The organism is Bacillus cereus group sp. Bc061 (assembly GCF_027715825.1).
GTDB classification, from domain to species: domain Bacteria; phylum Bacillota; class Bacilli; order Bacillales; family Bacillaceae_G; genus Bacillus_A; species Bacillus_A paranthracis.
This window is the reverse complement of sequence record NZ_JAQFTZ010000002.1, coordinates 788,023-812,672: the sequence shown is the minus strand read 5'-3', so window position 1 is coordinate 812,672 and position 24,650 is coordinate 788,023. Positions and strand designations below refer to the sequence as shown.

Below are 24,650 nucleotides of genomic sequence, written 5' to 3'. Positions count from 1 at the left end.
TTTCATATTGTTTGGAAAGGAGTGGTGATTGAGAGTGAGGAAAATTGCAAGTGTACTAATGGCTATCATTTTATTAGTGAGTATAGCTGGGTGCTCATCACCTAAAAAAGAAACTGCGAAGCAAGTAAAGAGTGAAAGTAAAGAGCGAATTGTTGCAACGACAGTCGCTGTTACTGAAATTATGGATGTGTTAGAAGTAGATTTAGTTGGTGTTCCAACTAGTTCTAAAACCTTACCGAGGCGATATAAAGGTTTACCTGAAGTCGGGAATCCGATGAGTCCTGATATGGAAAAAGTAAAGTCGTTAAAGCCGTCAGAAGTATTATCCGTGACAACACTTGAATATGAATTAAAGCCAGTGTTTGACGGTGTAGGTATGAAAGCAAATTTTGTGGACTTAACTAGTTTAAAAAATATGCAAAATTCCATTAGTAATTTAGGTAAGCAATATGGACGCGAAAAGCAGGCTGAAGCAGTTGTAACGAAGTTAGATAAAAAGGTTGCTAGCATTCAAAAAGAAGTAAAAGGAAAGAAAGAACCGACAGTGCTTATTTTATTAGGTGTACCGGGGAGCTATTTAGTAGCAACTGAGCATTCCTATATTGGTGATTTAGTGAAACAACTAGGTGGTAAAAATATTGTACAAGGTGAACAAGTAGAATATTTAGCTTCTAATACAGAGTATTTAAAGAAAGCTGATCCGGATATTATTTTACGAGCAGCTCATGGTATGCCTGATGAAGTTGTAAAAATGTTTGATAAAGAATTTAAAACAAATGATATTTGGAAACACTTCGCTGCAGTTAAAAATAATCGTGTTTACGATTTAGAAGAGCGTTTATTTGGAACGACAGGAAATTTAGCAGCAATCGAAGCTTTAGATGAATTGAAGAAAATGATGTATCCGTGATGCATTTTCATATAAAGGAAGAGTGAAATGAATAAAAAAACTTGGAGTTTCTTCATTGTTACTGTATTGCTTATTGTTATGACGTCATTGTCAGCGATGAAAGGGAGTTTAGAGGTTGGTATCGTTGACCTTGTACAAGGGATATTTACAGGGGCAAATGAAGATGTTGAAGTCATTAAAGATTTACGTTTCCCGCGCATTATTATTGCACTGTTCACTGGGGCGGCTCTTGCTGTTTCTGGTGTTCTTTTTCAAGCTGTAATGAAAAATCCACTTGCCGATGCTGGGGTAATCGGTATATCTTCAGGAGCAAGTTTTATGACACTTGTTATTATTACGTTATTCCCGCAATTCTTTTTCTGGACACCAGTATTCGCCTTTTTAGGTGGTGCGTTTGCGTGTTATCTCGTTTATGCCTTTTCATGGAAGTCAGGGTTAAGTCCACTTCGTATTATTTTAGTTGGTATAGCTATTAATGCGATGTTTACTGGATTAAATGAATCTTTCATTACGATTTGTGGATATTTCATTAAGAGTATTAAGCAAACGACGACTTCTAATATAACGATGAAGACGTGGGGCGATGTAGAAATAATGGTTACGTATGGAACAATTGGTTTGGTTCTTGCACTGTTTGTAGGAGCTTGGTGTAATTTATTATCGCTACAAGATAAGACTGCGAAAAACTTAGGTTTGCACGTGACGAGAGTTCGTCTTATTATTTCTGCTATTGCAGTACTCTTAGCTGCAGTATCAACAGCGATTGCAGGTGTTATTGCTTTTGTAGGATTACTCGTTCCGCACATTTCAAGGCAATTAGTCGGTTCAGATCATAAAGTATTAATTCCATTTTCTGCTCTTGCAGGAGCGTTATTAATTTTGACGGCGGATACGATTGGAAGGTTAATTGTACCACCTAACGAAATTCCAGCGGCGACGATTATGGCAGTTATTGGTGGACCATTCTTAATATTCTTGCTTAGAAAGAGTGATAAAGTTCATGGAAATTAAAAATGTAACCTTTTCATACGATAATGTAACAAATCGTTTAAAGTCTGTTAGTAGTGAAATAGAGATTGGGAAAATTACAACAATCATTGGTCCGAATGGTTGCGGAAAATCAACATTACTTGGTGTTATGTCTAGAAATCATGCTCCTAATAGTGGGGAAGTAATACTTGATGGAAAAACGATTAGTGAGTATAAACCGAAAGAGTTTGCTAGAAAGTTAGCTGTTGTCCATCAACAAAATGAGGCGCCAGCAGATATTACAGTGGAAAAACTAATAAGCTTTGGGCGTATGCCATATAAAAATGTTTTTTCTTCGCAAACTGGTGAAGATAGAGAAGCAATTGAGCGTGCACTAACATGTACAAATTTGCAAAGTAAGCGTGAAAAGCCAATTCATGCTTTATCGGGCGGAGAGAGACAGCGAGTTTGGATCGCGATGACATTAGCTCAAAGTACACCAATGCTTTTCTTAGATGAACCGACAACATATTTAGATATTTATTATCAGCTAGAAATATTAGAGTTAGTGAAAGAGTTAAATGAAGTGTATGGATTAACGATTGTGATGGTACTACATGATATTAATCAAGCCATTCGTTATAGTGATCATATTATCGTTATGAAAGATGGGGAAATTGTTACGAAAGGTAATCCTAATGAGGTAATAACAGAAGAAATGGTTAAAGCAATATATGGTGTAGATGTCGTTGTAAAACAAGACGAAGATACAGGGTTATACATGGTACCAATGGGAATTTAAAGGCTGGGCATAATCCGTTTTGAGGTGATAATTTGAATAGTAAGAAAGAACGGAAAAAGAATTCTTTTTTTCAACGAATACTTACAATTGTATTTTTAGGAATCTTTTTCTATTCAATGTATGAATTGGGTGGGATTTTCATGGATTATTATGAAAATCGTAAAGTAATGGCTGAAGCGCAACATATTTATAAGAGAAGTCCAATGGAAGAAAAATCAGAAGATGGGGAAGTACGTAAACAGTTTCAAGCTCTCCAAAAAATTAATCCAGAAATAGTGGGATGGATTACGATGGATGATACACAAATCAATTATCCAATCGTTCAAGCGAAGGATAATGATTACTATTTATTTCGTAATTATAAAGGCGAGGATATGAGAGCGGGAAGTATTTTTATGGATTATCGTAATGATGTGAAATCTCAAAACCGAAATACTATTTTATATGGTCATCGTATGAAGGACGGTTCTATGTTTGGAAGTTTAAAAAAGATGTTGGATGAAGATTTCTTCATGTCCCATCGTAAATTGTATTACGATACATTATTTGAAGGATACGACGTTGAAGTTTTTTCAGTATATACGACAACGACGGACTTTTATTACATTGAAACGGATTTTGAAAGCGATGCAGCGTATACAGCATTCTTAAAGCAAATTCAAGATAAATCCCTTTACAAAACGGATACGAAATTGACGGCTAATGATGAAATTATAACACTTTCTACATGTGACTATGCACTTGATCCAGAAGCAGGAAGATTAGTCGTACATGCAAAACTAGTAAAAAGACAGTAAATAAAAAAGTATAGAATATGAGAAGTGGTAACGCTTCTCATATTCTATACTTTAAAAAAACAGTTTTTACTGTGCTGCAGCCATTGGCATACGTACAACTTTTACATCATAGTAAGAGATTTTATTATCAAGAATATAATCTGGCATTCCGCCTTGATGGGAGTGAGCAGCTTTAAATGCTGGGCTCTTTGTCCAACCTTGGAAATCTTCTTTTGCATTCCAGCGCGTGCTAATTGTTACCTCGTCATAATCAACTGTATTTTGCGTTAGAAGAACTTCTAATCCTAAAAATCCTGGCATTGTTTCGACTTGACCTACTTTATTAAAACGATCAATTAATTTATGTCCATTTCCCTTTGTAATTTTAGCTGTATTTGTAACAATAATCATGTTTATTCCTCCTATAAGTTGTAGCCTTTATTTTCGAGAATTCATATACATTAAATGATAATGAAAATCATTATCATTGTCAATGGTAATCTTAAATTATGATAATATTTCTAATCCCGCTATTTGTTGGGCAGTAAGACCCCCACCTCAAAATTTAGCGAAAGCGAAGAAGTTAGGTGGAGGGCGGGCTGATTAAAGTTTCACTTTATGTAGTATAATATCCTCCTGTTGACTATATATTTAACTTGGTTATATATTGTGTAAATAGAATCAATCGAAAATATATAGAAGTAAAGTATGGTTTATACTTTGCTGTCGCAATACTATGAACAAGGAGGGCATTATGGTTGAATCACTTTTACTTAGTATCGTTATTATTATTACATTAGGTATTGCTTCACAATGGACTGCATGGCGCTTCCAGCTTCCTGCGATTGTTGTTATGGCAGTTGCTGGATTATTAATTGGTCCGGTTTTCGGTATTATTAATCCCAAAGAGGTGCTTGGGAATGTTTTTAGTCCACTCGTATCACTCTCTGTTGCGATTATATTGTTTGAGGGTAGTTTAAGTTTAGATGTACGTGAACTGAGGGGGCTATCAAAACCAGTATTTCGTATCGTTACGTTTGGTGCGTTTATCGCGTGGATTGCTGGCTCACTTGCAGCTCATTACGTCGCTGGATTAGATTGGGCGGTTGCATTTATTATTGGAGGACTTTTTATTGTGACAGGTCCAACGGTAATTATTCCGTTGTTACGCCAAGCGCGATTAAAACCAAGAACAGCTGCAATTTTAAAATGGGAAGGGATTATCGTTGATCCATTTGGCGCTTTGCTTGCTGTATTCGCCTTTCAAATTGTAAATTTCTTAACGAAAGAAAATGTACAATTACATACGTTGCTGTACTTCTTTGCAGGTTCATTATTTGCAATGGTACTCGGTTATGTATTTAGTATTTTTATGAGCTATATGATTTTAAAGGGAAAAGTACCAGAATATTTAAAAGCCCCAATTTTGCTAGTTACGGTACTGTTATGTTTTGGCATTGCGGATGAAGTGATGCATGAAACAGGTATGCTAGCTGTGACAGTAATGGGGATTACGCTTGCGCGGATGAAAAAATATATTTCTTCTATCGGTGATATTCGTCATTTTAACGAAAATATTTCTGTGCTACTAACGTCGACTGTTTTTATCATATTAACAGCATCCCTTCCAAGAACAACGATTATGGAGATTTTCAGCTGGCCTATTATAAGCTTCGTACTTATGATGCTATTTGTTGTACGCCCTTTATCGATTTGGATATCGACAATCGGCACAGAGTTAACAAAAGCAGAACGGGCGCTAGTTGGCTGGATTGCGCCGCGAGGTATTGTTGCATTAACGGTTTCAAGTTACTTTGCGACGGAGTTATTACAAGAAGGTTATAAAGATGCTTCTATATTAACGGCACTTACATTTGCACTCGTTATTACGACCGTTTGTGCTCATGGATTTTCAATTGGATTTTTAGCGAAAAGATTGGGATTGGCGAATACGGAGCCACCGGGAATTTTAATTTCAGGTGCGAGTACATTCTCATCTGCTTTTGCATTGCACTGTAAAGAGATGGGTATTCCGAGCTTAATTGTAGATGTATCAGAAGAGCATTTGCAATGTGCAAAGGGGAAAGGACTTAATACATATAATGGCCAAGTACTTTCTGAACAATTACAATTTGAAGTTGATATGAATCAGTACGAATACTTAATTGCAGTTACAGATACGCATTCTTATAATGTATTAGTCGCAAATACATACGTACCGCAGTTTGGACATCATAATACATTTTTACTTCCAATCCATGATGTGGAAAAGATTGAACAAGAACGCATTTCCCTTTCGAAAAAAGCTCATTTACTGTTTGGTCAAAATGAAATTTATGAAGAATTAAATAGAAAAATTGAAGATGGTTATACGTTTAAAACGATACAAGTTGCAGAAGAACAAAAGATTAATAAAGAAGAAATCGATTCAGAGGATTTAATACTATTTATTCGCCATAGAGATGGTAGTCTTACTTTTTCAACATTGTATAAATATATAGCTGTTATGCCAGGGGATGAGCTAGTTGTACTAGCAAAGCAATAATATGGTATAGTGAAACGAGGCTGTTTTTCAGTCTCGTTTTTTAAGTGCTTCCTATAGAGAAAGCATGCAAATGGAAAGGAAGTTTTTATATGCGATCAGAAGTAACTGTAAAAATAAAACCGAAATTTATAAAAGAAATTAAAAGTGGATATCCGCTTATTTTAAAAGATGCGATTCAAAATTTAAATGATGTTCAGGAAGAAGGAACAATCATTAAAGTGGTAGATGAGAAGAACCATTTTGTCGGAAAAGGTTATTATGGAAAACAAAATAAAGGATACGGCTGGATTTTAACGAGAAAAGAGAGTGAACAAATTAATCAATCTTTCTTTGAAAGTAAAATTAAATCTGCCTTACATAAACGAAAGCAATTTTATAAATCAAGTGATACGACAGCATTCCGCGCTCTAAACGGTGAAGGTGATGGGCTTGGAGGCTTAATCATCGATTATTATGACGGCTATTATGTAGTAAGTTGGTATAGCGAAGGGATTTATACTTTCAGAGATGAGATTATAGCAGCTCTTCAAAAAGTAGCAAACTTTAAAGGCATTTATGAGAAGAAGCGTTTTGATACGAAAGGGAAATACATTGAAGGCGATGATTTCGTAGCAGGAGAGCGCGGTGAGTTCCCGCTTATCGTAAAAGAGAATGGTGTGAATTTCGCTGTTTATTTAAATGACGGAGCGATGGTTGGTGTATTTTTAGATCAGCGTAACGTGCGAAAACAAATTCGTGATAAATATGCGAAGGGAAGAACAGTGTTAAATATGTTCTCTTATACAGGTGCCTTCTCTGTATTTGCAGCGCTTGGTGGAGCGAGCAAAACGACGAGTGTCGACCTTGCAAATCGTAGTTTAAGTAAAACGATTGAGCAGTTTAGTGTAAATGAAGTTGATTATGAAGCGCAAGATATTATTGTAGAAGATGTATTCCTTTACTTTAAATATGCAGCGAAGAAAAAGATGAAGTTCGATATGGTTGTATTAGACCCTCCAAGCTTTGCGCGCTCGAAAAAATATACATTTAGTGCAGCGAAAGATTATAAAAATTTATTAAAAGAAACAATTGCCATTACAGAAAATAACGGTATTATCGTTGCTTCTACAAATTGTAGTGCATTCGATATGAAAAAGTTTAAAGGCTTTATCGATACAGCCTTTAAAGAAATGAATGGTAAATATAAAATATTAGAAGAACATTCTTTACCAGAAGATTTCCGTACCATTGATCAATTTAAAGAAGGAGACTATTTAAAAGTAGTTTTCATCGAGAAAATTAAAGGGTAATAAAGAAAAGGAGCTCGAGTTTACTTGAGCTCCTTTTCTTATTGAACGATATTTTGTACTCTACCGACTTGCCCGTCCTGCAATCGAACTTTAATGCCATGCGGATGAGAAGGGGAGTTCGTTAAAATATCTTTTACAATTCCACGTGTTAATTTGCCAGTTCGTTGATCTTGTTTTAATACAATATCAACTTCAAGGCCGGGTGCGATATTAGAACGTTTTTGTCCGTTCATTTATACACCTGTACGTCTACGTTGGTTGTTTGTCTTTTTCGTTTGTTGGTTTTGTAACTTTTTTGTTTCTTGGCTTTGGTTTTTGGCATTTTGACCATTACCGTTACCTTGCTTTTTCTTTGCAAGTTGTTCGCGCATTAAATCAGCTAAGCTTACTTTTTTGTTTTCTGACATGATAAGTCTCCTTTATATAAAGTTAATTATGAACAATCGTAGTGAATTTCATCATATCATTGTTAAGGAAGGAAGGGAAGTTGGTTTGAAAATTCATATATTTGTTTCAAGTCTGTAGTAGTTACGATACAATTGAATTGTTAACGTTTGTAAAAAGGGGATAGACATATGTCACATCATATATTATTAGTTGAAGATGATCTCTCAATTCAAGAGATGGTGGAAAAGTATTTAATAAAAGAGGGCTTTCAAGTTACAATCGCGTCTGATGGAGAAGAGGGCGTGAACACATATTTAAAAGGTTCATTTGATTTGATTATCCTAGACATTATGATGCCAAAGTTAGATGGCTTAGAGGTTGTGCGAATTATTCGAGAAAAAAGTGCTGTTCCGATTTTAATGATGTCGGCAAAAGATACAGATGTTGATAAAGCTGTCGGATTAGGGCTTGGAGCAGATGATTACATTTGTAAGCCATTTTCTATGATTGAATTAGCCGCGCGTGTAAAAGCAGGAATTCGGAGATCTACGAAATATTCAGCTACAGAAACAACAGAAAAGATGATTCAAATTGGTGATTTAACGATTGATCCAATTAATTTTACTGTGGAAAAAAACGGGAAGCCTCTCAAACTTACTTTAAAAGAATTTGAGATTTTAAAACTGTTTGTAAAGAATCAAAATCGTGTATTTACGAAAGCACAAATATATACGCTAATTTGGAACGAAGAGTATTACGGTGACGATAACGTTATTAATGTTCATATGAGAAGATTGCGTGAGAAAATCGAAAGTGATCCATCTAATCCAGAATACATTAAAACGTTATGGGGTATCGGTTATAAGTTGGAAGTGATGTAATATGGTCAATTTGTTAATAGGTATTATTTTTATATTGTTATGTGTCATTTATATACAATATAAAATGAGGAAAAATAGTAGCAAAAATTTGCGATACACATATGAAAAGTTAGAAAGTATTGTTAATGAAAAAACAGGTGAGAAGTTACTTGTTATGACAGATGATCTAGAATTGCAAAAATTGTTAGTGGCAATTAACCAATTGTTAGATGCAAAACAGAAAACAAATGCAGATCATGCGAAAGTAGAAATTTCGATGAGAAAAATGCTTTCAAATATTTCACATGATTTGAAGACGCCACTAACAGTTATTCTTGGATATACAGAAATGTTAAATAAGGATAAAACGATAAATGAAGAAGAACAACAAATATTACTTGAGAAAGTGCATACGAAAACACTAGAAGTGATGGAACTAATTCATAAGTTTTTTGATCTAGCAAAGTTAGAATCTGGTGACAAGGCAATCGAGATGACAAAAGTGAATATGAATGAAGTTTGTCGAGAGAAGATTTTATCCTTTTATGATTTAGTGACGTCGAAAGGTTTTCATGTTCATATTGATATACCAGAAAGAAATATATATGCACTTGGAAATGTAGAAGTATTAGGTAGGGTATTGAACAATTTTATATCAAATGCGATTACATATGGAGACGATGGAAAGACACTTGGTATGACGTTAAGAGATGATGAAACGAATGTGTATATAGACGTATGGGATACAGGAAAAGGAATTGATGAATCGCATATTGATAAAGTGTTTGAGCGTATGTACACACTTGAAGATTCAAGAAATAGATTGTACCAAGGGAGCGGTTTAGGGTTAACGATTACGAAAAGGCTTGTGGAAGCGATGGATGGAAAAATTCATCTTTCTAGTAAGCCGTATGAAAAAACAATTTTTACAGTTGCATTAAAAAAGATGCAGTTTTAGCTTGTAGAGAAGTAGATTCTACAAGCTTTTTTGCAGCGTAAGGAATTTGTAAGAAACGGGTAAGAAAAAAGAGATTTCCGTTGTCTATTATAGAAATATAAAGTAGTGCGAAAGGGGAAAGTGATATGACCTATATATTAAAAACGAATCAGTTAACGAAAGTGTTTAAAGGGAAAGAAGTTATTTCTAGCGTTAACATGCATGTGAAAAAAGGAGAGATATACGGTTTCTTAGGACCGAATGGTGCTGGTAAAACAACGATTATGAAAATGATTACAAATTTAATAAAACCGACGAGCGGTGAGATTGAAATTTTCGGTGAGAAGTTAACAGATACATCTTATGAAGTATTAAAGAGAATGGGGACGATTATTGAATATCCAATCTTTTATGATAAATTAACGGCGAAAGAAAACTTAGAATTACATTGTGAATATATGGGCTATTACGATAAAAATGAAATTGACCATGCTTTACATTTAGTGAAGCTGCAAGGTATAGATAATAAAAAAGTAAAAGATTTTTCATTAGGAATGAAACAACGACTCGGTATTGCAAGGGCAATCGTAACAAAGCCAGAATTACTCATTTTAGATGAACCCATTAACGGTTTAGATCCAATTGGTATTAAAGAGTTACGAGACTTATTTAAAATGCTTTGCAAAGAATATGGTATTACGTTATTAGTCTCTAGCCATATTTTAGGAGAGATGGAACAAATGGCGGATACAATTGGTGTAATTCAAAATGGAAAACTAATAAAAGAAGTTTCAATGAAGAGTATTAACGGAAAACAAACAGAGTACATTGAAATCACTGTTCCTGATGTGAAGCGTGCAGCTTATATTTTAGAAGATAAACTCGGTATAAAAAATTACAAAATAATGAGCGGAAATATGATTCGTGTGTATGAATTGAAGGTGACGCAGCAAGCCATTTCAAAAGCGCTTATTATGAACGATGTGGAAATTGAAAGTATTAATAAGAAACATAGTTCCTTAGAGGAATATTTCTTAAATGTAATGGATGGAGAGGGCATTCATGCTTAATGGATTGTTAGTGAATCTAGTAAGTGGATTGGTCGTAATGTTCATAAGTGGGATTTTATATTATAGGAAGCCAGAGTGGAAATGGTTGTTAATTCTACTAGTGATAGGAATGTTAAGCTTCGTTACTGCTGGAATTAGAATGTTAGCAGTGTAGAGACAGTTATATAAAGAATGGAGGCGTGGTTTGTATGTTTAAATTAATGAAACTCGAGTGGAAAAAGCATAAATTATCTAGTTATTTTAAAGGAGTAGCGATTGGTATTATAGCAATTTTTGCTGCGGTAAGTCTTATGGCATGGGGATCTAAAGTAGAGGATGATTTGATGTTCTCTAGCTATATGGAATACATGTCTTTAGCAAATATTTTTATTAGAATTACATTTATTATTTTTGCATCGGTTATTTTATCACGTTTAGTGATTGATGAATACAAGAACAAAACAATACAGCTATTATTTATGTACCCACTGCAAAGGAAAATGCTAATGAGAGCGAAATTAGCAATTGTTTTTAGTTTTTGCTTTGTGAGCACGATAATCGCAACATTCATTATTAGTTTGCTCATATTCTGTATGAATCCAATAATAGGAATACTTGAAACACCTGTTACGATGGGGGAAATAATAGCTACCGTTCCAACTACTATTATAAGTGCATTTATGATATCGGGTATAAGTTTAATTCCTTTGTTTTTTGGAATGAGAAAGAAATCGACACCGACAACGATTACTTCTGCAGTGATAATTGGGATGCTAATAAACAGTAACGTTGGTCCTGGAAACGGTCAAGTAAGTATGTATGATTTTATATTTATCCCAATTGTACTCTGTTTATTAGGAATTTTTATTAGTTATCTATCGTATCGTAAAATTGATAAAATTGATGTAGCGTGAAAAAAGCATAAAACAAAAACGAACTGGGGTATGAATGGTGAAAAGAATAATAGTAATTGCAATATTATTCATTACAATTGCTAGTGTAGTTTTTGGTATTAAGGTATTTCAGGGGAAAGATTTTAAGAAAGAAAAATCTTTTGAGATAAATAATATAAAAGAAATAGAAGTAGACAATGAAAACTGGAATCTTGAATTTAAAAGTACAGACGCTAATAAAATAGTAATTTCCGCTCAAGGTGAACAAGCGGATAAAGAGATAGATCCCGTCAAAATAGAAAATGAAGAAAATAAAATTGTGATTAAGCAAAAACAAAAGGCAGCCAAATTTTTTAATGGTTTTACGTTTAGAAAGAAAAATAGTATATGTATAGCTATTCCGAAGAAAGAGATAGATAAAATTGTAGTAAATAATAAATCGGGTGATGTGAAAATAAGAGATCTAGTAGTGAAAAGTATCATGACGAAAGGCAAATCTGGGGATGGAATGATTGTAGGACTATCAGCCGAGAAAGGTGAATTTATATCGCAAAGTGGAGAGTTAGTTGTAAAAGATAGTTCAGTACAAGAATTAAATATAAAGTCTACGACTGGTGATAACTATATAACAAATGTAAGTAACTCAAATATGAACATCACTTCAACATCTGGGGAAGTATTGCTGAAAGATATGACAGAAGGAAAATCATTATTTATAGAAACAAAATCAGGGGATATTGGCGTACGATATAAAGGGGTTCCGACTTCTTTACAACTTACGGCTAAAAGTAATTTGACTGACGTAATAGTGGATTTAAAAGGACTTAAGAAAGATAAAAATACAGAAAAAATAAAAGTAGGAACGATTGGTGATGCAAAAAACAAAGTGGAGATTTTAAGTAAGACAGGGGTCATTTATATTGATTAAGTCTTAGGAGGAGGGAGGACTATCATGCTACGTCTTATGAAGCTAGAACTGAAGAAAATTAAACTTGGCTGGTACGTGAAGAGAGCAGTAATTGCAAATCTTGCTATACTGGCATTATTGATTTTTGTTAGCATCGTTTCTCAAATAGAGGGAGATCCAGAAATAAGAGATCCGCAGGCCATTTTGTTAATGGCTAGCACAATAGTAAGAGCAACATTTATTATTTTTGGTAGTGTCTTAATCGCAAGGTTAATAATCGGCGAATATAAAAATAAAACAATACTACTTATGTTTTCTTATCCTATTAACCGAAAGAAAATGATGGCTAGTAAGTTGGCTATTACAGCGATAGTAACATTTATAACAGTTATTGTATCTAACATTTTAGTAGTAGGAATTTTCTTTGGGATAGATAGTTATTTTTCAATTCTTCCTCATTCATTCACAGTAGATCAATTGGTGCAAGAAGGAATAAAACTGGTTCCTTTAGCCATTGCAACTGCGGGGATGAGTTTAATCCCATTATATTTCGGAATGCGTAAACGTTCCGTGCCAACTACAATTGTTTCATCTCTTATCGTTGTTTCAATTGCAATGAATAGCAACCCAGAGTTTCCCACAGCAACTTTTCTTCCCCTTCAACTAGCATTGGCAGCAATTGGAGTTGCCATTGCATATTACGGAATTAAAAATATAGAGAAGGAAGATATAACTGTATGATAAGAATACGTAAAATAGTTTCACATGAAACAAGTTACAGAAAAAGACAAGATGTGTAAACACCTTGTCTTTTTCTGCTGTTACATTTTAGGAGCTTCCATTCCAGCGGCAGCCCATTCTTCTTTTGCAGGGCCATATACGCCAGGGACTGTTAAGCCAGCTTGCCTCATTAATACCGTCATTTGTCCGCGGTGGTGATTTTGATGATTAATAAGTGTCATTAAAAATATAGAATTTGGCATAGGACGACCAAAGAAGTCATTAATAGTTGCTAAATCTTTATCAGCCCATTTACTTTGAAGTGCTTCAACAAAAGCTGTATTCACTTTACGATATCCATCTGCAATTGTTTTTGCTGAAGTTGGAACAGGATAATCTTTCGTTTCTCCTTCAAACTTAAGCCCAGTACCAGATAGTATAACAGGAATTGCCGTCACGATATGCCAAGCAACTCTGCCTAACGTCCAATGCTCAGGTGCAATTTCTTGTGATAAAGATGCATCGGTTAATGAATCAAGCATTTTCTGAGTAGACGCAGCCTCGTATGTCCATGATTGCAAGAAGCCTTCAATTGTTTGGTACATTATTGTTATCCCCCCTATTTATGTTCATACATTAAATTCGAGAGAAGTGATGCATTCCCTTTTAATAGAAAAGCTTTCGTTAAATATTGCTACATTATAAAAATAATTAGAAAATATTTATAAAAGTGTCAGAAAAACGATCTTTTTATTCGTATATGTAATGAATAGAGAAATGGAAGTGAATTTCTGTATATAAAGTATAAAAATGATAAGGAATACGTATTGTTAGGGAATGCTGATGATTACAGAGGGCTATTTCAAATAATAGGTGGATTGAAAGTAGCGAACGGAATAGAACTAAAATTACAAGATAAGGAATTAAAGAGAAAGTTAACTTTAAAACGAAGTGTGTTCAATATAATCATGTATTCACTTGTTATATATTTTATGTACAAAGCTTATATTAATTTTATCCCGCATTAACGGGCAGTAAAACTCCCGTCTCAAAACTCGGCTAGATTGAAGAATTTAGATGGAAGTCAGGTTGCCTGTAAAAGTCTAATTATAGTTTCACTCTATGCCATAATAGAAAAACCAGCTTCATATATGAAGCTGGTTTTTAATTAACCTTCTTTTCACTCTTCCTCATCAAACATGAGAAATAAGGTGCTCCAATTACAGCAACGACAAGGCTGGAAGGGATTTCTTTCGGATATGCAATCGTCCCAATACAAAGTGAAATGTGTATAGTTAATAATCTGTGGAGATGAGGCGAAAGTACAAGCAAAAGGAGAGCAAATTGCATGTAATAATTACTAGAATCTATGGAATGTATCTGTGTTTATCCTATTAAGTAAATTATTTCTTTGTTAGTTAGATAGGTGTTTTTTAACTAGATGATTTTACTTAAAAGATCGAAGTAAAGGAAGTGATCAACATGTCTTCATGGAGAAATAATATAAATGGATATTGTAGTTGTAATAATCAAAATGGTGTACATGTTGATTCGTGTTGTTTTAGTTGCGATGGGACAGTGCCTAAGCTAGGCCCAACCGGTCCGACGGGAGCAACAGGTCCAACGGGAGCAACGGGAGCGACAGGAATAACAGGAGCAACAGGAATAACAGGAGCAACGGGAGCAACAGGAGCGACAGGAATAACAGGAGCAACAGGAATAACAGGAGCAACGGGAGCAACGGGAGCAACGGGAGCAACGGGAGCAACGGGAGCAACGGGTCCAACTGGAGTAACCGGTTCAACCGGAGCGACAGGAATAACGGGAATAACGGGAGCAACAGGTCCAACGGGAGCAACGGGAGCAACGGGAGCAACGGGAGCAACGGGAGCAACGGGAGCAACGGGAGCAACGGGAGCAACGGGAGCAACGGGAGCAACAGGAATAACAGGAGCAACGGGAGCGACAGGAATAACGGGAATAACGGGAGCAACAGGTCCAACGGGAGCTACAGGTACAAGTATCACGGCGACGTATGCATTTGCAAATAATACGTCGGGAACAGCGATATCGGTACTTCTTGGTGGAACGAATGTCCCGCTTCCGAATAATCAAAATATCGGTCCTGGTATTACGGTTTCCGGGGGAAATACAGTATTTACGGTTGCAAATGCTGGGAATTATTATATTTCATATACGATTAATATAACGGCTTCATTATTAGTCAGTTCTCGTATTACAATTAATGGAGCACCACTTGCTGGAACGATCAATTCTCCTGCGTTAGCAACTACATCATTTAGCGCAACAATTATTACAACTCTTGCAGCAGGAGATGCTATTAGTTTGCAACTATTTGGTTTGTTAGCTGTTGCAACATTATCAACAACTACACCAGGAGCTGTGTTAACGATAATAAGATTAAGCTAAATAATAACTCTCTTATTTTTTTATAGATTAGGAGAGTTTGTACATATAATAAGAAGTTAATGGAGTGAAGCATAGTTATATAAAAGTCAGAATATTATGATTGTAACGTTATGGTGACTATAATATAATGAAAACAACCTCATGAATGAACATTCATTTATTTTTATGTATTTGAAGGGGGAATGAAGGTGGAAAAACCATGGTTGAAAAATTATCCAGAGGAAATTCCAAGTACAATTTCTTATGATATTCAGCCGCTTCATAAATATGTAGAACAGATGGCTTCTCGCTACCCAGAAAAGAAAGCGCTTCACTTTTTAGGGAAGGATATTACATTTTCAGACTTTCATGATAAGGTGAAGAGATTTGCAAATTATCTTCAAAAGCTCGGTGTGGAAAAGGGTGATCGAGTTGCCATTATGTTGCCGAATTGTCCGCAAGCTGTAATCGGTTATTACGGTACATTACTTGCGGGAGGTATCGTAGTCCAAACAAATCCATTATATACAGAAAGAGAATTAGAATATCAACTTCATGACTCGGGAGCAAAAGTCATTCTTTGCCTCGATTTAGTGTTCCCAAGAGTAACGAATGTTCAATCTGCTACAAAAATTGAGCATATTATCGTAACTCGTATTGCGGACTTTTTGCCCTTCCCTAAAAATCTATTGTATCCATTTGTGCAGAAAAAACAGTCAAATTTAGTTGTGAAAGTATCAGAGAGTGAAACGATTCACCTTTGGAACTCAGTAGAAAAAGAAGTGAATACGGATGTTGAGGTGCCTTGTGATCCTGAAAATGATTTAGCTCTTTTACAGTACACAGGAGGAACAACTGGATTTCCGAAAGGCGTTATGTTAACGCATAAAAACCTCGTTTCTAACACTTTGATGGGAGTTCAATGGTTATATAATTGCAAAGAAGGAGAAGAAGTCATTCTTGGGGTTCTTCCATTTTTCCACGTGTATGGCATGACGGCTGTCATGAATTTAAGTATTATGCAAGGATACAAAATGGTTCTTATTCCAAAATTTGATATGAAAATGGTTTTTGAAGCGATTAAGAAGCATAAAGTGACATTGTTCCCAGGGGCACCAACTATTTATATCGCTCTTTTAAATAGCCCGCTTTTAAAAGAATATGATATTTCGTCTATTCGTGCTTGTATTAGTGGATCAGCACCACTGCCAGTAGAAGTACAGGAAAAGTTCGAAACAGTTACAGGGGGTAAACTAGTAGAGGGATATGGTTTAACAGAATCATCTCCAGTTACACATAGTAATTTTTTATGGGAAAAGCGAGTGCCAGGTAGCATTGGAGTTCCGTGGCCAGATACAGAAGCAATGATTATGTCGCTTGAAACTGGTGAGGCATTACCACCGGGAGAAATCGGTGAAATTGTAGTAAAAGGCCCTCAAATTATGAAAGGATATTGGAATAAGCCAGAAGAAACAGCAGCTGTACTGCAAGATGGGTGGCTCCATACAGGGGACGTTGGCTACATGGATGAAGATGGCTTTTTCTATGTGAAAGATCGTAAGAAAGATATGATTGTTGCGAGTGGATTTAATGTGTATCCTCGTGAAGTAGAAGAAGTATTATATGAGCATGAAAAAGTGCAAGAAGTAGTGACGATTGGAGTTCCCGATCCGTATAGGGGAGAGACAGTTAAAGCGTTTGTTGTGTTAAAAGAAGGTACAGAGTGTTCTGAGGAAGAATTAAATCAGTTTGCTCGTAAATATTTAGCGGCCTATAAAGTTCCGAAAGTATATGAGTTTAGAGATGAACTGCCGAAAACGACAGTTGGGAAAATTTTGCGCCGTGTCCTAATTGAGGAAGAGAAAAGAAAGAATGAGGATGAGCAAACGGGCTAAGGCCCTTTCTTTTTGAAAAAATGGGATTGACACTTTTCTAAATAGTCAGTATTATAAGAATATGAATGACTATTCATTCAGTCATCTTCTTGAAGGGGACAGTAAAGTGAAGAAAAATAGACCGAAATACAATCAAATTATTGATGCGGCAGTCATTGTGATTGCGGAGAATGGGTACCACCAAGCGCAAGTTTCTAAAATAGCAAAGCAAGCTGGGGTAGCTGATGGCACGATTTATTTATATTTTAAAAATAAAGAAGATATATTAATATCCTTATTCCAAGAGAAGATGGGAGAATTTGTCGAAACAATTCGTCAAAAAACAGCAGGAATTGAAAGCGCTGTATCGAAGTTATTCATGTTGGTAGAAACGCACTTCTTGCTGTTGTCGCAAAATGATCCTCTTGCTATCGTTACGCAATTAGAGCTAAGACAGTCCAATCAAGACTTACGCCTGAAAATAAATGAAGTATTAAAAGGCTACTTACAAGTTATTGATGAGATTTTAGAGACTGGTATAAAGCAAGGTGAATTCCAAGCGGATTTAAATGTTCGCGTGGCAAGACAAATGATCTTTGGAACAGTAGATGAAGTTGTGACCAATTGGGTAATGAGCGATCATAAGTATGATCTGGTCGCACTTTCAAAAACGGTACATGGGCTACTTATTGCAGCTTGTGGTTATCGTCAATAATGGGAGGGATCATGTTGAAATTCCTATCTGTAAGAGTTGAAGATCATATCGCGGTGGCTACGTTAAATCATGCGCCAGCTAACGCGATGTCTTCACAAGTTATGCATGACGTTACTGAATTAATTGATCAAGTGGAGAAGGATGATAACATTCGTGTTGTTGTTATTCACGGTGAAGGGCGCTTCTTCTCGGCGGGAGCAGATATTAAAGAATTTACATCTGTTACTGAAGCGAAGCAAGCGACTGAATTAGCGCAGCTTGGACAAGTTACGTTTGAGCGCGTTGAAAAATGTTCAAAACCAGTTATCGCGGCAATTCATGGAGCGGCACTTGGCGGCGGCCTTGAGTTTGCTATGTCTTGCCACATGCGCTTTGCAACTGAAAGTGCAAAACTTGGTTTACCTGAATTAACACTTGGATTAATTCCTGGATTTGCAGGTACACAGCGATTACCACGTTATGTTGGGAAAGCGAAAGCTTGTGAAATGATGTTAACAAGTACACCGATTACTGGTGCAGAAGCATTAAAATGGGGACTAGTTAACGGAGTTTTTGCTGAAGAAACATTTTTAGATGATACGCTTAAAGTTGCAAAACAGATTGCTGGAAAAAGCCCAGCGACGACTCGTGCTGTACTAGAGTTATTGCAAACGACGAAATCGTCTCATTATTATGAAGGTGTACAACGCGAAGCTCAAATCTTTGGTGAAGTATTTACGAGTGAAGATGGAAGAGAAGGTGTAGCGGCGTTTTTAGAAAAACGTAAGCCTTCATTTAGCGGCAGGTAGTTCAATTATTTTTTTAATATAAATTAACAGAAAATTAAAATTGATAGAATCTTTCTGAAAAACAAGGGGGTAAATGGAATGAACATCTACGTACTCATGAAACGAACATTTGATACAGAAGAAAAAATCGTAATTAAAAACGGTGCAATTTACGATGGCGAAGCGGAATTCATCATCAACCCTTACGATGAATATGCAATTGAAGAAGCAATTCAAGTAAGAGACGCACAAGGTGGAGAAGTTACTGTCGTAACAGTTGGTGGCGAAGATAGTGAGAAAGAACTTCGTACGGCGTTAGCGATGGGCTGCGATAAAGCGGTATTAATTAATATTGAAGATGATGTAGAAAATGGTGACCAGTTCACGACAGCAAAAGTGCTTGCTGAATATTTAAAAGATAAAGATGCAGATTTAATTTTAGGCGGAAACGTTGCAATTGATGGTGCATCTGGACAAGTTGGTCCGCGTGTAGCTGAAGCGTTAAATATTCCGTACGTAACGACAATTACAAAACTTGAAATTGACGGTAAAAACGTGAAGATTGAGCGCGATGTTGAAGGTGATACAGAAGTGATTGAAACTTCATTACCAGTTTTAGTAACAGCACAGCAAGGTTTAAATGAACCTCGTTATCCATCGCTTCCAGGTATTATGAAAGCGAAGAAAAAGCCACTAGAAGAATTAGAATTAGATGATTTAGATTTAGAAGAAGATGATGTGGAAGCAAAGACAAAAACAATTGAAATCTATTTGCCTCCTAAGAAAGATGCAGGAAAAGTGTTACAAGGCGAGCTGCAAGATCAAGTAAAAGAACTTGTATCGTTGCTCCATACAGAAGCGAAAGTAATCTAATAAAATACGAAATTATATATGCAGGAGGGAAAATCTATGGCTCGTAAAGTATTAGTAATGGGTGAAGTTCGTGATGGATCGCTACGTAACGTTTCGTTTGAAGCGGTAGCAGCAGCAAAAACAATTGCAGAAGGCGGTGAAGTAGTAGGTCTTCTAGTTGGAGACAGCGTTGCTTCTTTTGCAAATGAATTGATTCATTACGGTGCAGATCGCGTTGTGACAGTTGAAAATGATAAATTAAAATCATATACATCTGATGGCTATGCACAAGCATTTTTAGCTGTATATGCTGAAGAAAATCCAGAAGGTATTGTATTTGGACATACAGCACTTGGGAAAGATTTATCACCAAAATTAGCAGCGAAGCTTGAAGCTGGTCTAGTTTCTGACGTAACTGCTTTAGAAGTTGAAGGTGGAAATGTTATCTTTACTCGTCCAATTTACTCTGGTAAAGCGTTTGAGAAGAAGATTGTAACAGACGGCATCTTATTTGCGACAGTGCGTCCAAATAACATCGCAACGCTTGAAAAAGATGAGTCTCGCAGTGGTGACGTGTCTTCTATTACAGTAGATGTGAAAGACTTACGTACAATCATTCAAGATGTCGTCCGTAAGACGGCAGAAGGCGTTGATCTTTCTGAAGCAAAAGTGATTATCGCTGGCGGACGCGGTGTGAAGAGCGAAGAAGGGTTCAAACCATTAAAAGAGTTAGCTGACGTATTAGGCGGCGCTGTTGGAGCATCTCGTGGTGCTTGTGACGCTGAGTATTGCGATTACTCATTACAAATTGGTCAAACTGGTAAAGTTGTTACGCCAGACCTATACATTGCATGCGGTATTTCTGGAGCGATTCAGCATTTAGCTGGTATGTCTAACTCAAAAATAATCGTTGCGATTAATAAAGACCCAGAAGCAAGTATATTCAAAGTAGCTGACTACGGTATTGTTGGCGATCTATTTGAAGTCGTACCTCTTTTAACAGAAGAGTTTAAAAAGTTAAAAGTACATTCATGATTTGAGTACCCTTGAGTTCCAAGTGAAGTACCCCTATATATAGAAAAAGGTGAGAGATCCCCTGTCTCTCATCTTTTTAGTATTTAATCCGTATTTTTATATAGTATAAAGGAACACTTTTTTGTTACAATACATAACGATACATATTATTCGCCACGTATATAAGTTAATGATATACTCTTGGTAGAATATACTTGAAGGAGGAAATAAAATGGCAATTGTAAACGCAAATGACCAAAGCTTCGCAGCAGAAACTAGCGAAGGTGTTGTATTATTAGATTTCTGGGCACCTTGGTGTGGACCTTGTAAAATGATCGCTCCTGTATTAGAGGAAATTGATGCAGAACTAGGCGAAAAAGTAAAAGTAGTAAAAGTAGACGTGGATGAAAATCAAGAAACTGCTCGTCAATTCGAAGTAATGAGCATTCCAGCTCTTTTCGTATTAAAAGACGGTAAAGTAGTTGATCAAGCGTTAGGTTACAAACCGAAAGAAGCGTTAGTAGAATTAGTTTCTAAACACTTCTAAAATAAAAAGGCTACCATTTGGTAGCCTTTTTATTTTCCTTTTTTACACCTTTCCGTTACAATGAAAGAACGTATGTTGGGTGTTTTGGCATAGTATGTTTTCATGTGAAAATAAAAATGCTAAGCATGTAGAAATGGAGGGTAACGAGTGCACGAACATTTAAAAGAGAAGTTGGCTATTTTACCAGATCAACCTGGTTGTTATTTAATGAAAGATAAGCAAGGAACGGTTATATATGTCGGAAAGGCAAAAGTGCTTAAAAATCGTGTGCGCTCGTACTTTACTGGTTCGCATGATGGAAAAACACTTCGGCTAGTAGGGGAAATTGTAGATTTTGAATATATTGTAACCTCCTCAAATCTAGAGGCGCTCATTTTGGAGTTAAACTTAATAAAAAAACATGACCCAAAATATAATATTCAATTAAAAGATGATAAAACATATCCTTTTATTAAAATTACAGCTGAGAAACAACCGCGATTACTTATTACGCGAAATGTAAAAAAGGATAAGGGAAAGTATTTTGGTCCTTATCCGAATGCACAATCAGCTCATGAAACGAAAAAACTGCTAGATCGTATGTACCCGCTTCGTAAGTGCTCAAATATGCCCGATAAAGTTTGTTTATATTATCATATGGGTCAATGTTTAGCACCTTGTGTGAAAGAAGTTACGGAAGAACAAAATAAAGAAATTGTAGATGAAATTATTAAGTTTTTAAATGGTGGACATAAAGAAGTTCGTTCGGAATTAGAAACAAAAATGTATGAAGCTTCAGAGAAACTAGAGTTTGAACGTGCAAAAGAGTTACGTGATCAAATCGCTCATATCGATGCGATTATGGAAAAACAAAAGATGATTATGAGTGATTTAGTGGACCGTGATGTGTTTGGCTATGCAGTTGATAAAGGGTGGATGTGTGTTCAAGTTTTCTTCGTTCGAAAAGGAAAGCTAATCGAACGTGATGTTTCTATGTTTCCAATCTACGATGAACCAGAAGAGGGGTTCTTAACGTTTATCGGTCAATTTTATGAAAACAGCAGTCATTTTAAGCCGAAGGAAATTGTCGTTCCAGGAAGTATAGACTCAGAATTAGTAGAACGCTTTTTAGAAGTGGAAGCGACACAGCCGAAACGCGGTAAGAAAAAAGATCTTGTAGAACTGGCAAATAAAAATGCGAAGATTGCCTTGGAAGAGAAATTCTATTTAATTGAACGTGATGAAGAGCGAACGATTAAAGCGGTAGAGAATTTAGGGAAGCAGCTCGGAATTGAAACGCCTTATCGTATTGAAGCGTTTGATAACTCAAATATTCAAGGGACAAATCCTGTTTCGGCAATGATTGCTTTTATTGATGGGAAACCAGCTAAGAAAGAATACAGGAAATATAAAATTAAAACAGTTCAAGGACCAGATGATTATGAGTCTATGAGAGAAGTTGTGAGACGCCGTTATACAAGGGCGCTGAAAGAGGGGTTACCTTTACCAGATTTAATCATTATTGATGGCGGAAAAGGTCATCTGGCGGCTGCAAGTGATGTTTTAGAAAATGAGCTCGGTTTATATATTCCGATGGCAGGTCTTGTAAAAGATGACAAACATAAAACATCTCATTTAATTATTGGAGATCCACCTGAACCTGTGATGCTTGAGAGAAATAGCCAAGAATTTTATTTATTGCAGCGCATTCAAGATGAAGTGCATCGATTTGCAATTACATTCCATCGTCAATTACACGGGAAATCTGTCATTCAATCGGCACTCGATGATATTCCTGGAATTGGAGATAAACGAAAAAAGATATTGTTAAAACATTTCGGATCGCTAAAAAAGATGAAAGAGGCTTCTGTAACAGAATTTGTCGAAGCGGGTATGCCGAAAAATGTCGCAGAGACGATTTATAGTTATTTAGCGGATAAGAAGACGTTGTAGTTTACAACGTCTTCTATTTTTTGGTATAATTTCTGAAGATTTAAAATAAATTCAAATGAATGAAAATGCAAAAAGTCAACTAAACTGATATGTCTAGTTGACCGCGGGTAATGCTACACTTCAATGAGATCTTTTATATCCCATTTTACGAGAAATGTAATAGAGTCTGAACGTTTTTTCTTTTCTTCGTAGGACTCTGCAACGACGTTTCGTTGCTTTTGAATTTGTTCAGCGATGAACCCAGCTTCTAATTGATAAGAAGAATGTCTTTTTTGTTTTTGACGTTCAGCGATGAGTGTGCCTTTAAGTTGAAACTGCATTTCACGACGCTTATGTTCAATAATGCTTAAAGTGCCCCAGCCAGCTTTTTCAAAGAACTGAATGACTTCTTCAATTGTGTCTAGTGGATATTTTCTTGCAAGGTTTCTACCGGACCAGTATAAAATACCATCTAGATCGTTACCGATTAAATCAGGTAGTAATTCTTCACGTAGCAATTCGTAAGCGAAGGCGTTCAATGAAACATCTTCTAAAGATGTTGTATCGATTGTATTTTTACTCACAATATTCCCCTCTTTCTATAGGGATTATTATATAACATTTCTCATTTATAAAAACAGATTTTTCTTTGGGAAAATCTGAATATATAAGAAGAAAAAAAGAATTGGCAAATTATATGCAAATTATGTATACGTTTTCTTGACGCTTCGACAAAAATAGGAGTAAAATGAACTTGGTATCAAATTATGCTGAAATATTTCGAATAATTTTTTCAGTTTTTCTTATGCCAATAGTGAAAAAACATTATTGCCATAAACTAATCTGAAAACAGCAGTCAATCATTCAAGGGGGGTAATGGGGACATGAAAGGCCGCGAGTATACGTTTCGTAAGTGGCACTCATTAATGGGGGTCATCCCGGTTGGTGTCTTTTTGACGCAACATTTAATTGTAAACAACTTTGCAACACGAGGAGCAGAGGCTTTTAACAAAGCTGCAGGCTTTATGGAGCTCCTTCCATTCCGGTATGCGCTAGAAATTTTCATTATCTTTTTACCAATACTGTACCATGCTATATATGGCTTATATATTGCATTTACAGCTAAGAACAATGCGGTTTCTTACGGTTATTTCCGTAACTGGATGTTCGTCTTCCAAAGAATTTCAGGTATCGTTACACTGATTTTCATTTCTTGGCACGTCTGGGAAACTCGTATTCAAGCAGCGTTAGGTAAAGAGGTAAACTATGACATGATGGCAGATATTTTAAACAATCCAGCTATGTTTGCATTCTACTTAGTTGGTGTTGTTTCAACAATTTTCCACTTTGCAAATGGACTATGGACATTCTGCATCAGCTGGGGAATTACAGTATCTCCACGTTCACAAAGAATCTCTACTTATGTAACATTAGCTATTTTCTTAGGTCTATCTTATGTAGGTGTGAGTGCATTATTAGCGTTCATCGATCCACAGCTAGCAAACCAGTAAGGAGTG

General features: G+C 35.9%; 27 protein-coding genes and 2 pseudogenes. 23 read left to right on the top strand and 6 right to left on the bottom strand.

Features of this window, described 5'->3' with window-relative positions; genetic code table 11:
- The first annotated feature begins 28 nt into the window (after positions 1-28).
- Genes isdE through srtB form a run of 4 tightly spaced genes read left to right on the top strand, consistent with a single transcriptional unit; the run spans position 29 to position 3,478 of the window.
- A complete protein-coding gene (gene isdE / locus PDQ40_RS13590) occupies positions 29-910 on the top strand; it encodes a heme ABC transporter substrate-binding protein IsdE (RefSeq protein ID WP_048557708.1) in 882 nt (293 codons plus the stop codon).
- Positions 911-937: 27 nt separating this feature from the next.
- Complete coding sequence (locus PDQ40_RS13585) at positions 938-1,921, top strand: FecCD family ABC transporter permease (RefSeq protein WP_001036821.1); 984 nt, start codon at positions 938-940, stop codon at positions 1,919-1,921.
- Complete coding sequence (locus PDQ40_RS13580) at positions 1,911-2,681, top strand: ABC transporter ATP-binding protein (protein WP_095843177.1); 771 nt, start codon at positions 1,911-1,913, stop codon at positions 2,679-2,681. The genes PDQ40_RS13585 and PDQ40_RS13580 overlap by 11 nt, the downstream gene beginning before the upstream one ends.
- Before the next feature lie 32 nt (positions 2,682-2,713).
- The gene (srtB, locus tag PDQ40_RS13575; protein WP_001086113.1) at positions 2,714-3,478 is read left to right on the top strand and encodes a class B sortase; all 765 of its coding nucleotides are present in this window, start codon (positions 2,714-2,716) and stop codon (positions 3,476-3,478) included.
- Between the two features lie 66 nt (positions 3,479-3,544).
- On the opposite strand, the gene isdG is transcribed toward srtB, so the two are convergent.
- Positions 3,545-3,868: a heme oxygenase gene (gene isdG / locus PDQ40_RS13570; protein ID WP_000587815.1), complete on the bottom strand. Its 324-nt coding sequence runs from the start codon at positions 3,866-3,868 to the stop codon at positions 3,545-3,547.
- A 343-nt stretch (positions 3,869-4,211) separates the two neighbouring features.
- Between isdG and PDQ40_RS13565 the strand changes: the two genes are divergently transcribed.
- Together PDQ40_RS13565 and PDQ40_RS13560 are read left to right on the top strand one after the other, a co-directional pair.
- On the top strand, positions 4,212-6,002 hold the full coding sequence (locus PDQ40_RS13565; RefSeq protein WP_270691454.1) for a cation:proton antiporter: 1,791 nt from the start codon (positions 4,212-4,214) through the stop codon (positions 6,000-6,002).
- An 89-nt stretch (positions 6,003-6,091) separates the two neighbouring features.
- Positions 6,092-7,291 carry a class I SAM-dependent rRNA methyltransferase gene (locus tag PDQ40_RS13560; protein ID WP_001255958.1) on the top strand — a complete coding sequence of 400 codons (1,200 nt, stop codon included), beginning with the start codon at positions 6,092-6,094 and terminating at the stop codon, positions 7,289-7,291.
- A 38-nt stretch (positions 7,292-7,329) separates the two neighbouring features.
- Here PDQ40_RS13560 and PDQ40_RS13555 read toward each other — a convergent pair whose 3' ends face one another.
- Positions 7,330-7,524 (bottom strand): YwbE family protein, encoded by a 195-nt coding sequence (locus tag PDQ40_RS13555; RefSeq protein WP_001014310.1) that lies wholly within the window; start codon positions 7,522-7,524, stop codon positions 7,330-7,332.
- Positions 7,525-7,698 carry a hypothetical protein gene (locus tag PDQ40_RS13550; RefSeq protein WP_001293578.1) on the bottom strand — a complete coding sequence of 58 codons (174 nt, stop codon included), beginning with the start codon at positions 7,696-7,698 and terminating at the stop codon, positions 7,525-7,527.
- A gap of 168 nt (positions 7,699-7,866) precedes the next feature.
- Between PDQ40_RS13550 and PDQ40_RS13545 the strand changes: the two genes are divergently transcribed.
- From PDQ40_RS13545 to PDQ40_RS13515, 7 genes are all read left to right on the top strand, one after another.
- On the top strand, positions 7,867-8,559 hold the full coding sequence (locus tag PDQ40_RS13545; protein WP_000018056.1) for a response regulator transcription factor: 693 nt from the start codon (positions 7,867-7,869) through the stop codon (positions 8,557-8,559).
- 1 nt (position 8,560) lies between these two features.
- Positions 8,561-9,496: a HAMP domain-containing histidine kinase gene (locus PDQ40_RS13540; RefSeq protein ID WP_000247662.1), complete on the top strand. Its 936-nt coding sequence runs from the start codon at positions 8,561-8,563 to the stop codon at positions 9,494-9,496.
- Positions 9,497-9,621: 125 nt separating this feature from the next.
- A complete protein-coding gene (locus tag PDQ40_RS13535; protein WP_000221097.1) occupies positions 9,622-10,545 on the top strand; it encodes an ABC transporter ATP-binding protein in 924 nt (307 codons plus the stop codon).
- The gene (locus PDQ40_RS13530; RefSeq protein ID WP_061535686.1) at positions 10,538-10,699 is read left to right on the top strand and encodes a hypothetical protein; all 162 of its coding nucleotides are present in this window, start codon (positions 10,538-10,540) and stop codon (positions 10,697-10,699) included. Before PDQ40_RS13535 ends, PDQ40_RS13530 begins: the two co-directional genes overlap by 8 nt.
- Positions 10,700-10,733: 34 nt before the next feature.
- On the top strand, positions 10,734-11,438 hold the full coding sequence (locus PDQ40_RS13525; RefSeq protein ID WP_001991797.1) for an ABC transporter permease: 705 nt from the start codon (positions 10,734-10,736) through the stop codon (positions 11,436-11,438).
- A gap of 34 nt (positions 11,439-11,472) precedes the next feature.
- Complete coding sequence (locus tag PDQ40_RS13520; RefSeq protein WP_061535685.1) at positions 11,473-12,345, top strand: DUF4097 family beta strand repeat-containing protein; 873 nt, start codon at positions 11,473-11,475, stop codon at positions 12,343-12,345.
- A 24-nt stretch (positions 12,346-12,369) separates the two neighbouring features.
- The gene (locus tag PDQ40_RS13515; RefSeq protein WP_061535684.1) at positions 12,370-13,065 is read left to right on the top strand and encodes an ABC transporter permease; all 696 of its coding nucleotides are present in this window, start codon (positions 12,370-12,372) and stop codon (positions 13,063-13,065) included.
- 80 nt (positions 13,066-13,145) lie between these two features.
- On the opposite strand, the gene PDQ40_RS13510 is transcribed toward PDQ40_RS13515, so the two are convergent.
- Positions 13,146-13,649 carry a DinB family protein gene (locus PDQ40_RS13510; protein ID WP_000284962.1) on the bottom strand — a complete coding sequence of 168 codons (504 nt, stop codon included), beginning with the start codon at positions 13,647-13,649 and terminating at the stop codon, positions 13,146-13,148.
- Between the two features lie 168 nt (positions 13,650-13,817).
- Here PDQ40_RS13510 and PDQ40_RS28120 point away from each other — a divergent pair.
- Positions 13,818-14,072 (top strand): annotated as a pseudogene (locus PDQ40_RS28120) (septation ring formation regulator EzrA); the annotation flags it as partial.
- A 136-nt stretch (positions 14,073-14,208) separates the two neighbouring features.
- Here PDQ40_RS28120 and PDQ40_RS13505 read toward each other — a convergent pair.
- Positions 14,209-14,313 (bottom strand): annotated as a pseudogene (locus PDQ40_RS13505) (iron ABC transporter permease); the annotation flags it as partial.
- 213 nt (positions 14,314-14,526) lie between these two features.
- Here PDQ40_RS13505 and PDQ40_RS13500 point away from each other — a divergent pair.
- From PDQ40_RS13500 to uvrC, 8 genes are all read left to right on the top strand, one after another.
- Positions 14,527-15,474 carry a BclA C-terminal domain-containing protein gene (locus PDQ40_RS13500; RefSeq protein ID WP_270691453.1) on the top strand — a complete coding sequence of 316 codons (948 nt, stop codon included), beginning with the start codon at positions 14,527-14,529 and terminating at the stop codon, positions 15,472-15,474.
- A gap of 188 nt (positions 15,475-15,662) precedes the next feature.
- The gene (locus PDQ40_RS13495) at positions 15,663-17,348 is read left to right on the top strand and encodes a long-chain-fatty-acid--CoA ligase (RefSeq protein ID WP_242302048.1); all 1,686 of its coding nucleotides are present in this window, start codon (positions 15,663-15,665) and stop codon (positions 17,346-17,348) included.
- Positions 17,349-17,454: 106 nt separating this feature from the next.
- On the top strand, positions 17,455-18,042 hold the full coding sequence (locus tag PDQ40_RS13490; RefSeq protein WP_000742222.1) for a TetR/AcrR family transcriptional regulator: 588 nt from the start codon (positions 17,455-17,457) through the stop codon (positions 18,040-18,042).
- 11 nt (positions 18,043-18,053) lie between these two features.
- A complete protein-coding gene (locus PDQ40_RS13485) occupies positions 18,054-18,830 on the top strand; it encodes an enoyl-CoA hydratase (RefSeq protein WP_000911295.1) in 777 nt (258 codons plus the stop codon).
- A gap of 78 nt (positions 18,831-18,908) precedes the next feature.
- Positions 18,909-19,682, top strand: coding sequence for an electron transfer flavoprotein subunit beta (gene etfB, locus PDQ40_RS13480; protein WP_098920986.1), 774 nt, complete (start codon positions 18,909-18,911; stop codon positions 19,680-19,682).
- 36 nt (positions 19,683-19,718) lie between these two features.
- Positions 19,719-20,696, top strand: coding sequence for an electron transfer flavoprotein subunit alpha (gene etfA / locus PDQ40_RS13475; protein ID WP_000101965.1), 978 nt, complete (start codon positions 19,719-19,721; stop codon positions 20,694-20,696).
- Positions 20,697-20,907: 211 nt separating this feature from the next.
- The gene (gene trxA / locus PDQ40_RS13470; RefSeq protein ID WP_001018943.1) at positions 20,908-21,222 is read left to right on the top strand and encodes a thioredoxin; all 315 of its coding nucleotides are present in this window, start codon (positions 20,908-20,910) and stop codon (positions 21,220-21,222) included.
- A 147-nt stretch (positions 21,223-21,369) separates the two neighbouring features.
- Positions 21,370-23,154 (top strand): excinuclease ABC subunit C, encoded by a 1,785-nt coding sequence (gene uvrC, locus PDQ40_RS13465; protein WP_000544272.1) that lies wholly within the window; start codon positions 21,370-21,372, stop codon positions 23,152-23,154.
- A 113-nt stretch (positions 23,155-23,267) separates the two neighbouring features.
- Here the strand turns inward: uvrC and PDQ40_RS13460 are convergent, their stop codons facing one another.
- Positions 23,268-23,717: a YslB family protein gene (locus tag PDQ40_RS13460; protein ID WP_000042220.1), complete on the bottom strand. Its 450-nt coding sequence runs from the start codon at positions 23,715-23,717 to the stop codon at positions 23,268-23,270.
- Between the two features lie 300 nt (positions 23,718-24,017).
- Here PDQ40_RS13460 and sdhC point away from each other — a divergent pair, with 300 nt between their 5' ends.
- Entirely contained in the window at positions 24,018-24,644 is a 627-nt protein-coding gene (gene sdhC / locus PDQ40_RS13455; RefSeq protein ID WP_000678352.1) for a succinate dehydrogenase cytochrome B558, read from the top strand.
- The last annotated feature ends 6 nt before the right edge of the window (positions 24,645-24,650 follow it).